This window comes from 'Vigna radiata' phytoplasma (assembly GCF_030586915.1).
GTDB lineage: Bacteria > Bacillota_I > Bacilli_A > Acholeplasmatales > Acholeplasmataceae > Phytoplasma > Phytoplasma australasiaticum.
The window spans coordinates 1-12,357 of sequence record NZ_JAOSIS010000014.1; the positions used below are offsets into that span (position 1 = coordinate 1).

General features: G+C 24.0%; 9 protein-coding genes, 1 tRNA gene and 1 pseudogene. 1 reads left to right on the forward strand and 10 read right to left on the reverse strand.

What is annotated here, in order from left to right; genetic code table 11:
* From OC710_RS01660 to hrcA, 4 genes are all read right to left on the reverse strand, one after another.
* The coding region (locus OC710_RS01660; RefSeq protein ID WP_304514976.1) for a DnaJ domain-containing protein at positions 1 to 123 on the reverse strand (123 nt) is incomplete at its 3' end.
* Positions 124 to 229: 106 nt separating this feature from the next.
* Positions 230 to 2,098 (reverse strand): molecular chaperone DnaK, encoded by a 1,869-nt coding sequence (gene dnaK, locus OC710_RS01665; protein ID WP_004994840.1) that lies wholly within the window; start codon positions 2,096 to 2,098, stop codon positions 230 to 232.
* Positions 2,091 to 2,873 (reverse strand): nucleotide exchange factor GrpE, encoded by a 783-nt coding sequence (locus OC710_RS01670; protein ID WP_004994842.1) that lies wholly within the window; start codon positions 2,871 to 2,873, stop codon positions 2,091 to 2,093. Before OC710_RS01670 ends, dnaK begins: the two co-directional genes overlap by 8 nt.
* A 70-nt stretch (positions 2,874 to 2,943) precedes the next feature.
* Positions 2,944 to 4,011 carry a heat-inducible transcriptional repressor HrcA gene (gene hrcA / locus OC710_RS01675; RefSeq protein WP_004994844.1) on the reverse strand — a complete coding sequence of 356 codons (1,068 nt, stop codon included), beginning with the start codon at positions 4,009 to 4,011 and terminating at the stop codon, positions 2,944 to 2,946.
* 688 nt (positions 4,012 to 4,699) lie between these two features.
* Here hrcA and OC710_RS01680 point away from each other — a divergent pair.
* Positions 4,700 to 7,573: a S1 family peptidase gene (locus OC710_RS01680; RefSeq protein ID WP_004994845.1), complete on the forward strand. Its 2,874-nt coding sequence runs from the start codon at positions 4,700 to 4,702 to the stop codon at positions 7,571 to 7,573.
* Between the two features lie 65 nt (positions 7,574 to 7,638).
* Here the strand turns inward: OC710_RS01680 and OC710_RS01685 are convergent, their stop codons facing one another.
* The 6 genes and pseudogenes from OC710_RS01685 to OC710_RS02720 form a co-directional block, all read right to left on the reverse strand.
* Positions 7,639 to 8,433 (reverse strand): lysophospholipid acyltransferase family protein, encoded by a 795-nt coding sequence (locus OC710_RS01685; RefSeq protein ID WP_004994848.1) that lies wholly within the window; start codon positions 8,431 to 8,433, stop codon positions 7,639 to 7,641.
* An 807-nt stretch (positions 8,434 to 9,240) separates the two neighbouring features.
* Positions 9,241 to 9,459, reverse strand: coding sequence for a hypothetical protein (locus OC710_RS01690; RefSeq protein ID WP_036690752.1), 219 nt, complete (start codon positions 9,457 to 9,459; stop codon positions 9,241 to 9,243).
* A gap of 147 nt (positions 9,460 to 9,606) precedes the next feature.
* Positions 9,607 to 10,107 (reverse strand): dihydrofolate reductase, encoded by a 501-nt coding sequence (locus OC710_RS01695; RefSeq protein ID WP_004994850.1) that lies wholly within the window; start codon positions 10,105 to 10,107, stop codon positions 9,607 to 9,609.
* A complete protein-coding gene (locus OC710_RS01700) occupies positions 10,104 to 10,970 on the reverse strand; it encodes a thymidylate synthase (RefSeq protein ID WP_004994851.1) in 867 nt (288 codons plus the stop codon). Before OC710_RS01700 ends, OC710_RS01695 begins: the two co-directional genes overlap by 4 nt.
* Positions 10,971 to 11,109: 139 nt before the next feature.
* Positions 11,110 to 11,200 (reverse strand) — tRNA-Ser (locus tag OC710_RS01705).
* 663 nt (positions 11,201 to 11,863) lie between these two features.
* A pseudogene (locus OC710_RS02720) lies at positions 11,864 to 12,357 on the reverse strand (group II intron reverse transcriptase/maturase); the annotation flags it as partial.

The window sequence follows — 12,357 nt, forward strand, 5'->3', positions numbered from 1 at the left end:
AGCTTCTTTACAAACATCAGGATGATATTTTTTCGAAAGACGTCGATAAGCTTTTTTAATATCATCCAATTTAGCATCACGTGATAATTCTAAAACTTCATAATAGTCTTTTTTTTGTTTCAAAATAAAACTCCTCGTTGTAATAAGATAAATAAAAATTAATAAATAAACCAAAAAAAGTTATTAATATCTTTTTTTGGCTTTTTATTAGATTTATTATTTTTTTATCTTATTTTTTATCTTCAAACTCGGCATCTACTACTTTATCTTCTGTTTTAGCAGTTTCTTGAGTAGTATCTTGATTTTGATTTTCTTTATTATTTTGTTGTTGCGCTTTTTGATAAGCTTTTACAGCAAGTTGTTGTGAAGCTTTTTCTAAAATACTTAATTTTTCTTTAATAGAATCGTAATCATCACCTTTTAAAGTTTGTTCTAAATCTTGAATCTTAGCTTCGATATCATTTTTTTCTTGCTCTTCTATCGAATCTTTTAAAGATTCTAAAGTTTGGCGTGTTTGGAAAATAAAATTATCAGCATCATTACGTAAAACAATACGTTCTTTTTGAATTTTGTCTGTTTCTGCATTTTTTTCGGCATCTTTTATCATTTTTTGAATCTCTTCTTCGCTTAAACCGCTGCCCCCTGAAACAGTAATACTGTGTTTTCTATTAGTACCTAAATCTTTAGCTGACACAGAAACAATACCATTTACATCGATATCAAAAGTAACTTCGATTTGAGGAACACCTTTTGGAGCAGGTGGAATACCTGTTAATTGAAAACTACCCAATAACTGATTATCTTTAGCTAATGCTCTTTCTCCTTGTAACACATTAATATCAACAGAAGATTGATTAGCTACTGCAGTTGAAAAAATTTGAGATTTGGAAGTTGGAATAGTAGTATTGCGATCAATTAATTTAGTAAATATCCCGCCTAAAGTTTCAATCCCTAAGGATAAAGGAGTTACATCCAATAAAACAATATCTTGAACATCACCTCTTAAAATTCCCCCTTGAATAGCTGCCCCTAAAGCAACAGCTTCATCAGGATTAACACTTTTATTTAATTTTTTATTGCCTAATTCTCTAGTAACTAATTCTTGAATAGCCGGAATTCTTGTTGAACCACCTACCAAAATAACTTGATCAATTTGTGATACTTGCAATTTTGCATCTTTCAAAACTTGTCTCAAAGGAGTTATACAACGATCTACTAAATTTTTAGTGATTTCATTAAATTTAGTTCTAGTCAAAGTATATTCTAAATGCAAAGGAGTTTGATCAGCAGCCATAGAAATAAAAGGAAGAGATATAACCGTAGATACAACATTACTTAACTCTTTTTTAGCCATTTCAGCAGCTTCTCTTAAACGTTGTAAAGCAGTTAAATCTTTGTTTTTTTTCAAATCAATTCCATGCTCTTCGCGGAAAATTCTAATTAAAAATTCTACAATAGCATCATCAAAATTATCACCACCTAATACATTATCACCTGCAGTAGCTAAAACTTGAAAATTACCTTCTGCAATATTCAAAATAGAAACATCAAAAGTACCTCCACCCAAATCGAATACTAAAATATTTTGTTCTTTTTGAGTATTTTTATCTAATCCGTAAGATAAAGCTGCTGCTGTAGGTTCATTAATAATCCTTTTAACATCTAATCCAGCAATTTTACCAGCATCTTTAGTAGCTTGTCTTTGAGCATCATTAAAATAAGCAGGTACTGTAATAACAGCTTCTGTTACAGTCATACCTAAATAATCTTCAGCTTGTTTTTTTAAATTTTGTAAAATAATAGCACTAATTTCTTGAGGAGTATATTTTTTACCATTATACTCTTTATAATAACCTTTTTTACCCATTTCTCTTTTGATCGAAAGAATAGTATTAGGATTAGTCACCATCTGTCGTTTAGCAGCTTTACCAACGATTATTTCATCACCTTTAAAAGCCACCACAGAAGGCGTAGTTCTATCCCCTTCTGAATTAGTAATTACTTTTGGTTGTCCATTTTCCATGCAAGCAACACAAGAATTTGTAGTACCTAAATCTATTCCAATAATTGGACTTGAATTTGTATTTTTTTTAGTCATTATTTTTATCACTCCATTCATTTACTTTTACCATAGCTGGTTTTATAACTAAATCTTTATATAAAAAACCTTTTTGTAAAACTAAAACATTTATACCATTAGGTTGTTTTAAATCTGATATTTTTTCCAAAGCATAATGAAAATTTGGATCAAATTTAACACCCAAAGCTTTAATTTCTTCTACACCTTCTTTTTGTAAAATATCCTTAACTTGTTTATGAATCATTTTAAAACCCAATAAAAAAGATTTAACAGAGTCATCTACTTTAGGCATTTCTAAAACCTTTTCGAATTGTTCTAAAGGAATTAAAATATTTTTAATAAAATCTGTTAAAGCATATTTAATTTCTCTATTTGTTTGAACAGTAATACGTTTTTTAAAATTATCAAAATCAGCTAAATATTTCAAATTATCATTGGTTCTTTGCTGATGCGCTTCCTGCAGATCTCTTTTAAGATTAACATTTTCTGCTTTTAAATCATTTAATTGTTTTTTTAACATTTGAAAATCATTTTCATTAGGTATAAATTTATTAGATTCAATGTCTGAAATAGAATTTTTATTATCACTTTGATCTCCACAATTCAATGTTAAAGTTTCTGCTTTATTGGAATTAATATCTGAAGATGCATTATCTTCGGAAGATGAGTGATCAGAAGAAACTTTTTTTGATTGAACCTTTTTTTCCTTACAAGAACAATTATTTTCATCTATGTTTTTTTCATGTTGTTTACAATTATTAGTGTTTTGTTTTGAACATTCTTCAAAATTCATAAATTCTTGAATTAAACTCCTTTTATTATTTACAAATTTAATATTTTATTGTTAATAATACTTTAATAAATTATTTGCAAATTTCTTCCAATTTATCAGGAATCAAATTTGTTTTACTGTAAAAAGTTTGAGATAAATTTACAGACAAATATTCTAACAGCGGAATTACTTCTGGATAAGCCATAGTCATAGGACCTAAAACCGCGATAAACATTTTTTGATCTGGAAATTTTTTAATTTCACAGGGAATAGAGATAATAGCAAACTTATGACAAGATACCCAACGTATTCGATTATTAAATTTAAAAATGTATTTATGAGCATCAAATAACATTTCATTTAATTTATTAGTATCTAAAATATGTAAAATCTCTTTCATTGTATTGCTATCGGCCCAACTAAAATTGTTAATTAAATTATTAATACCATAAATATGGGAATTGTTTGTATTAAAGTTATAAAAAATTTCTATTAGAATATTAACTAATTTATCAAATAATTGTGCATTACAAAAATCATTTTCAATATTTTTTTCTTGCAAAATTTTAATTGCTTCACACAAATATTTATCTAATAATGTGTTATTTATAGCTAAAATAATACTTTTAACGTTTTGAAAATCAAAATTATTGCAAGGTTCTAAAAAAATACTCTGATAACGAATTTGACCATAATTAGTTATTATTAAAACAATAGCTTGTTCAGGGCTTAATAAAACTAAATCAATCTTGGCTACCTTATGAGTTGTTAAAGCATTAGGAAAAGCTAAAATTACAAGATAACGAGTAACATTTCCTAACAAGGTTAATGCTTCTCTCACAATAGTTTCTTTATTAAAATTTTTATTCTTAAAAATATTCTCAAATAAAGAAATTTGCTGAAAAATATCATGATTTCTAGTTATTAAATGATTAAAATAAAAAACATATCCTTTTAAAGAAGGAATTCTACCGCTAGATGCATGAGTTTTGCATAAATAACCTTTTTTTTCTAATTGAGCCATATCATAACGAATAGTAGCACTAGAATATTTTAAATAAGATAAACGCGACAAAAATTTCGAGCTAATAGGTTGTTGATGTTCTGAATGATGTTCAATAATTGCTTTTAAAATTAATCTTTCTCTATTCGAAATCAATTTTTAAAATCCTTTGAAAAAATATAATTTTTGTCATCATCATAATTTTATCTTCTATTCTTTATATAAAAATTTCTTACCTTTAATTTAATAGATTTAAATTTATCTTTGTCATAGTATTATTATCATATTTACATTTGGCTTATTTTACTAATCATTATCAAAACACATCTATAATCAATTGAATATTGAAACATATTCGCCACATTTACATCATATAAATAAAAATTTCCAAAATAAATTTAATTTTTTTTAAATATAACTAAAATAATTTTAATAATTTATTTTATTTTAAAAATTTAACTTTTTTTCAACAACTCTATCTGATTTAAACAAATTTAGCACTCACGAATCATGACTGCTGGAATTATTGTAACTAATAAAATACCATCTTGTCAAGTATTTATCGATTAAAAAAATTTTTATTATATAAAAACTATAAATAATTTAGCACTCAATTACCATGACTGCTAAATTTATTCTATTACTTTTTAAACATTATGTCAAGTCTATGTCAAGTCTTCTAATAATAACATTTTATTAATTTTTTTATTATATAATATTAAATGTACTTGTAAAATCGCGTCAAAAGAAAATATTTAATTTTAAATTCATTAGCGGATTTGAAATCAAATCATCATTTTTAAATATCAATCTAAGAAAAGGTTTAATTAAAAAATTAAATAAAATGAATATCCTTCGCATTATTAAAAAAAATTATTTATTACTATTAGTTTATTTTTTTATATTAATAACTTTTATATTCTATTATTTTAATTATAAAAAAATATTAACGTCGAATGTTAACATATCAATTAAATACGATAATTATAATGAAAATATCATAGACGAAGAAAATAAAAATAAATACCAAATTGTTGAAGGAATACAACAAAAATTACAAAAAATTTTCGACAATCAACAACCAACAAATAATAATCTTTTTCCAAAAATAAAAAAATATAATTTTCATAAAGGCGAAACAGTTTATGGATTTACTTTAGATATTAATGACAATATCAAACCCTTTCAAGAAGGAATTATAAGTGAAGAATATGATCAAAACCAATCAAATACTTTATCTATCTCTATTAAAGGAAAAAATAATAAAATTTTTTTCAATAAAAGAGGTGAATTTATTGGAATTTCATTTCCTCAACAGTCGCATAAAATGGAAATTAATTACATTATTACTTCGAATTATATTTATAATTTTTGTGAACGAATGTATAAAAAATTTAATAATAATATTAAAGACAAAAAAATCCATAATGAATATGAAAGTGATCATGAATCAATATCTAGTTTTTCAGATAGTTATGAAAGTTTAACAGACGAAGATGATGATAGCGATTTTGAAAATTTAACATCTCCTCAAGATAAAATAAAAAAACAATATTTAATACCTATGGAACTAAACTCTAATCAAATCGAAAATAACCCGAAAATACAATTATTAATTAAGTTAAACGAAGAAGGTAAATTTAATGGATTAATGCAGCAAATAAATAATCAATATATAGATGTATCTAAAAAATTCTTAAATACTTTTGCTTTATCTTTTATAGATGAATCTTTTTTTGAACAATCTGAAAAATTAAAACCTTCTGATATTATTCAAGAAGATATATCAAAAATTATAGAAAATATATCAAAAATCACTTTCTCGATCGAATTTTCTAGATATTTAGGATCAGGATTTATTTATGCAGCAGAAAAATCTGAAAAATCTTCTTATTATAAATATAAATACTACATCATTACAAATTCTCATGTTTTAGAACCAGGGAAAAATTCTAAAATCAAAGTTTATAATACTTATTTTAATTCATATAAAGATGCCAAAATTTTTACTTTTATTTCTAATAACGAAGGTTTTGATGATATCGGAATATTAACTTTTCAAGATAATAATGCAACTAAATTCAAAGAAATTGAAGAAATTCTAAAAACAGCTTTCCCGGAACCGCATTCATTTATAAAACCAGAAATTCAACAAATAGTTTATAGTATGGGATCTCAAGAATCATTTCCATTAGAAAATTTTTTATCAAGCTTAACGAACATAAAAAATACACAATCAATAAAAAGGAATTTATTAAAAAGAGGAGATATTACTAAATTAAATGAAGCTTTTATTGATTTTAATATAGAAATAGATAATGGAAATAGCGGAGGACCTGTTTTTAACCAAAAAGGACAAATTATTGGTATGAACCGTAATACTATTAATAATCCTACAACAACAGACAAGTTTTCTCAAGCTATTAATATTTTGCATATCCAAAAAAGATTAGAAGAAATTTTTTCTCAACATAAACAAAATCCTAAAAATATAGGCATAATAACCGATTTGACAAGCGAAAACCATAAAAATTATTTAATGCGAAAACTTAATAGTTTTAAAAAAAATTTTAATAATCTTAAAATCGAACACAATGATGAAGCGCCAATGATCGCATTTTCTATGGACGAATTAACCGTTTTAACTCATAAAGATCCGATTACATTACCATTATTAAAAAATAAGGAAAATAAATCTAAAATAATATTAAAAATCAAATTAGTTTATACTTATAATCAACAACAAATATTATTCATAGACCCGCACAAAGAATATATGGAATTATACGCTCGTATTGATTCTCAAGATAAATCCAAAATTAATCTAAAAATAATCATAAAAAATAAAAATCATAAAGTAATAAATTTTATCGAACATTATTTAGAAAGTCATCGTCGTTCAGCAAATAAAGACAGTTCTTTTGTATCTCTAAAATTTATTGATTCAAACAAGCCCTCCGTGCATACAACAAAACAAAAAATTATGGATTCTTTAATTGTTTGGCATCAAGATCATCACATAAAAGGTAATGGAATAATTTTTAGCAAAGAAAAAACACAAGATAATCAATACCTGTATCATGTTTTATCTACCTATGAAGACAATTATCAAAATAATTTAATCAGCTTAAATAACTTATTATATAAACGAATTTTTAACGATCAAAATGAAATTATTATATATGATTCCGAACAAGAAATTTATAAATTTGAACAAGGAACAATAAATAATATATTTCCAAACGAAAACAATATTATTTTAATTACCTTTAAATCATCAGAAAACTACCCTGTAGTTCCATTTAAAAAAACTTCAGATCTTAAAGTAGGAGAAGATATTTACTATCTAATAAATGGAGATAGTGATGATCATAACCCTCAAATGTTCAAAAGTCAAATTAGTAGCATAATTGAAAATAAAAATAGCACCTTTGTATTTGATTCTGTGTTCAATTTAAAAGAAAAAATTAAAGATATAAACTTTATATGTTTCGATCATAAAGGAAATTTTATAGGTATTAATTTTTTTAATAACTCAAATGTTGATATTCCCTCGAACTTTATACAGGCAACGCTAATATCTAATAATAATTTAAGAGAATTATTAATCACAAGTAACCTTAAAGAGAATTTAAACATCTTAATTTCTGTAATTTTTATATTTTTAGTAATGATAATAATCTCTATAAAACTAAATCCCATAATCAATAATATTTAATATAAATTTAACTAATATATTATTAATAAATATTTTATCTATTTCATATTTAATTATTTCATAATTTAAAGTCTAGAATTAATAATATTAGTTACTTCATGATTAATTTGCGATGATTTTTTATCTTTATAATATGAATAAGAAATATAGGGATGTATTAATAATTCTACTTTTTTAAGTCTAAACCAACATTTACCGCGCATACGATAAATGCCTTTACAAGTAATCGGTAAAATATCAGCTTGGTTTTGAATAGCAATTTTATAAGCACCATCCAAAGAGGAATTAATCTGATCAGAAGTAGAATTAATAATGCCACCTTCTGGAAAAACCAAAACAGCCAATTTTTCTTTAATTATTTCTTTAGCTTTTTCCAAAGATTTTAAATTATCTCTATTATTACCTCTATTAATCTTAATGCAATGAGTAGCATCAAAACAAAATCTTAAAAACCAACCATACCAAAAATTATTATAAAGTTCATCTTTAGGAGTAAAAGTAAGAGGACGAGGGAATATAGAAGCTATTATAAAAGGATCAAAATTACTTTTATGATTAGTATAAATAACTAAACGATTATTAAAAGGAATCAAATTATAATTATAAACCGACACTTTAATGCGAAAAAAACCCATAATTAATTTCGAAAAACTTCGAACTATTTTTAAATGATAAACATTATTAATAGATTTTTGTTTAGCATATCCTAAACTAATAAATAATAATAGAAAAGCTATTAACCAAGATATTAAAATAGCTAAAACAAAACCAACAAAAATACCAATGATTTTACTTGTAAAAATAAAAATAAAATAATACCAAAAAACTAACAAAGTTATTAAAAAAATAAAACTAAACATATATGTGTTACCTCCTGCATTAAAAAATATAAAAATTAGCACAAATAACTATTACTAACGGAACGTTTAATATAAACAATGTAATAAAAAATAGAATTATTAAATAAACAAAATATACATTTATGTTATATAACAATTTAAAATAATTAAATAAATAACGAATCAATTTCGAATAATTTTTTTAAAAAAGTTATCTTCATTATTTAATAATATTAAAACCGAATAGAATAATAAAAAATAAACTCACTTATTTAAATCTTGATTTATTTATTATTTTTGAATAATCAATAACAATAATCGAAAGAAAAGAAAATTTTATTATGATATTCTAACAATAAACATTAAAATGTTTCTTTATAAGAAAATTAAATATTTAATCATTTTTTATTTTGTTACATGAATTTTATTATTTTTATTTGGTCGGATTAATAGTTTTTTTATTAATTTATATTTTTGTTTTTATAATAATTCTTGTTCCTTTTTTGTTAATAAGAAGAACTTTTAATTTAAAGAAAATGTAATTATATATTTCATAAAAACATTAATAAAAAAAACATTAAAATTTATAAAAAATATCAATTTTATCTATATTCAAAACCAAATCTAAGAAGAAATTTAAATTAACTTATAAAAAATTAATGAAATGATTTTAAATTAAATTTAATCATAATTACTTAATTTAAAATATAACACAAAAATTATCAATTATTTAAAATTTTACACAAACAAAAATAAAAAAAATTTAAAATCTTATATCCGTATATTTTGGTTTTCCGGTAATAAAAAATAATTTTCAATCAAAACCAATTATAAAAAATCTATGTTAATATTAAAAGAATAAAAATTAGAGAATAATAACATCATTAATGCAAAAGATAAACAACATACAAACATAGTTGCCCAAAAAGTTAAAAAAAAGCTAACAAAACTTCCCAATATTTTTACAATAATTCCAGATCGCATACCAATAAAAAAGTGCCAAACAATAAAAAAATATATTATAAAAATAATACTAAAAATTGTCATAAAAAATAAACCCCTTTTAAATAACAAATAAATTACAAAAAATCAACAAAAATAAATATCATTTATTAAATAAAAATTAGTAATATAGTTTTTTTATTATAAAAATTATTAAAATAACTCTTGTTATAAAAAACTTAAAAAAATTATTTAATTTTTTTTAAAATAAGTGGCAAAAATTAATTCTTCTATAACTGTGTATTCTTTTAAAATATATTTGCATAAATTTAAATAAGGGAAATAAATATTTCCGACAAAACGACGTAAAATATAAGTTAAATATAAAACATCAACATAAGGCAAAGCTAATTGATAAATTTGTCTACCTCCAATAACAATAATTGATTTAGATGTTTTACGAATATCTTGTAAGAAAATTTTAACATCATTAACTTTTTGAATAGAAATATCATCTCGATAATATTTAGCTGGAATATCAAGAGAAGTAGTGGCCAAATAAATTGATTTAAAAGGGAATTTTTTATTTTTATAATAATAACATAAAGATTGATATGTTCTTAAACCTACTAATATCACTTGATCATTCACTTTTTTTTTAAAAAAAGCTAAATCTCGAGGATAATGCCAAGGTAATTTTTCACCATTGCCAATCAAAAAATTACCATCTACAGCTGCTATTAAACTAATCATACTGCTATTTCTCCTTTTAAAGTTTCGTATGCATCATAATTATGCAAATGAATATCTTTAATAGTAAAATCTTCAATACAATTAATATTATTGTTCAAAGTGATATAAGGTAATGATTTAGGAGAACGTTTTAATTGAATTTTAATTTGAGGAATATGATTAAGATAAATATGAGCATCTCCTAAATTATAAATTAATTCATAAGCTTGCAAATTAGTGATATGAGCAATCAAAAACAGTAATAAACTATAACTACTAATGTTAAATGGAATTCCTAAAAAGACATCGGCGCTTCTTTGAAAAACTTGCAAAGATAATTTATTTCCTACTACATAAAACTGCATTAATATATGACAAGGAGGTAAAATCATTTTAGATATTTCAGGAGGATTCCAAGCGGAAATAATTAAACGACGAGAATTTGGATTAAATTTAATATCATGAATCAATTGCTTTAATTGATCAATTCCCGAAAAATCACGCCATTGTTTTCCATAAATAGGGCCAAGATTTCCATGTTTTTTAGCAAAATGTTCATCTTTTTTAATTTTCTCGATAAATTCCGATAAAGTTTCATTTTTAAAAAATAAAGAATTCCGATATCGTTCATAAGGCCATTCGTTCCAAATATTTACTTTATTTTGTACCAAATAACGTATATTAGTATCACCTTTAATAAACCATAATAATTCATGTATCACTAGATTAAAATTAATTTTTTTTGTCGTTAATAAAGGAAATCCTTGGGTCAAATTAAAACGCATATGATAACCAAAAATACTTTTAGTTAAAACTTTAGTACGATTCTCACGTATATTACCATATTTTAAAATAGTACGACATAAATTTAAATATTTTTCCATATTAAAAACAATTTTAACCCTTTACTAAAAATCACAATTTTTATAACTTAAATATTTTATGATTTTATATTAAAAAAATTATTTATAAAATAATAAAATATTTATTTATACAAACTTATTTATATATATATAAAATTAATGGCGGAGGAAGAGGGATTCGAACCCTCGCATCTAATAAGATCTACACGCTTTCCAAGCGTGCCCCTTTAACCAGACTTGGGTATTCCTCCGAAATAATAACCTTTATTAATTGAAAATTTTTTAAAAAAAATATAAATAGATTTATTGACATTTCCATATCAGGATTTGTCTTTATGATATTTAGAGTACAATTAATAAATAAATAATTTAGACTTTATTTGATGACTCTAATATTTTTAATCATTTACTAATAATGAGACTTTCAAATTATCAATTTTGGGTTTTATCTCTCTAATTATATTTATCCCCTAAATTTCCCAATTCCAAATTTCTTTTTAACTCTAGCGATTGACATGTAATGTTTCCTCGCTAGGAGTCTTTAAAAACTTTATTTTCCTAGATAATTAAGATAAGTTAATTATCCAAAAATTATTAGCTAAACAAAAGTAGCGGGAGATCTTTCCCTCTAACAATTTTTTATAGGTTTAAATTATTCCTAATTATCCTTTTTTGTTAACTAATGTTTAGTTATATTAAATTGCTTTACCTTCCCAAATATCAGTATTTTTTTTCATATTCCTTAATTTATACGGATAGATTAATTGCGTTTTATTCAGCGATTTGTCTTTGCTGTTTTATTTACAATCAGCCCCCGTCCAAACCGGACAAGCAAGTTTCCCAGCATCCGGCTTTCCATAATTCACTCTCTCTCGAGAACTAATGTCTCCTCGCGGTTAATTAGCTATTTATTCTTATTGTTCTTGTTTTCTAATATCATGTATTTGTTGATTGGTTATCTTGCGATGACAATCTTTACACAATACCTTTGTTCTTTTATTCATGATACTTTGGTAATGCTTATTGCGATTTACATTTCTTTCGAACTCTGACAATTGACGTTTTCCGTTTCCTTGCCAGCGTTTTCAAACAGCTGTATTCAGCTAGATAACTTAAGTGAGTCAAAACACTTGGATTGTTAGTCCAACAAAAGTATTGGATAATTCCTCTAACAATTGTCTTATAGGTCCGGATTATTTCTAATTCATCCCTTTCTGCTAATGTTTCGTCGTGTTTCACCTTTCCCTCTTTTAACCAATTGTATTCATATCCATATTCTTACGCTTTCGCTTGGGGAATTCGGACAAGAACTTTGCCATTTAAGGAATTCTTGGTGGCCTTCTCTTGACGAGTTTTATTGGTGGGGTTGACCTTGATCATGTAGGATAGAAACCTCGTTCCTTTGCTG

Bases quoted from the DNA above. Each gene is read 5' to 3' on its own strand.
- dnaK (WP_004994840.1), bottom strand. From the start codon at position 2,098: ATGACTAAAAAAAATACAAATTCAAGTCCAATTATTGGAATAGATTTA.
- OC710_RS01670 (WP_004994842.1), bottom strand. From the start codon at position 2,873: ATGAATTTTGAAGAATGTTCAAAACAAAACACTAATAATTGTAAACAA.
- OC710_RS01680 (WP_004994845.1), top strand. From the start codon at position 4,700: ATGAATATCCTTCGCATTATTAAAAAAAATTATTTATTACTATTAGTT.
- OC710_RS01685 (WP_004994848.1), bottom strand. From the start codon at position 8,433: ATGTTTAGTTTTATTTTTTTAATAACTTTGTTAGTTTTTTGGTATTAT.
- OC710_RS01690 (WP_036690752.1), bottom strand. From the start codon at position 9,459: ATGACAATTTTTAGTATTATTTTTATAATATATTTTTTTATTGTTTGG.
- OC710_RS01695 (WP_004994850.1), bottom strand. From the start codon at position 10,107: ATGATTAGTTTAATAGCAGCTGTAGATGGTAATTTTTTGATTGGCAAT.
- OC710_RS01700 (WP_004994851.1), bottom strand. From the start codon at position 10,970: ATGGAAAAATATTTAAATTTATGTCGTACTATTTTAAAATATGGTAAT.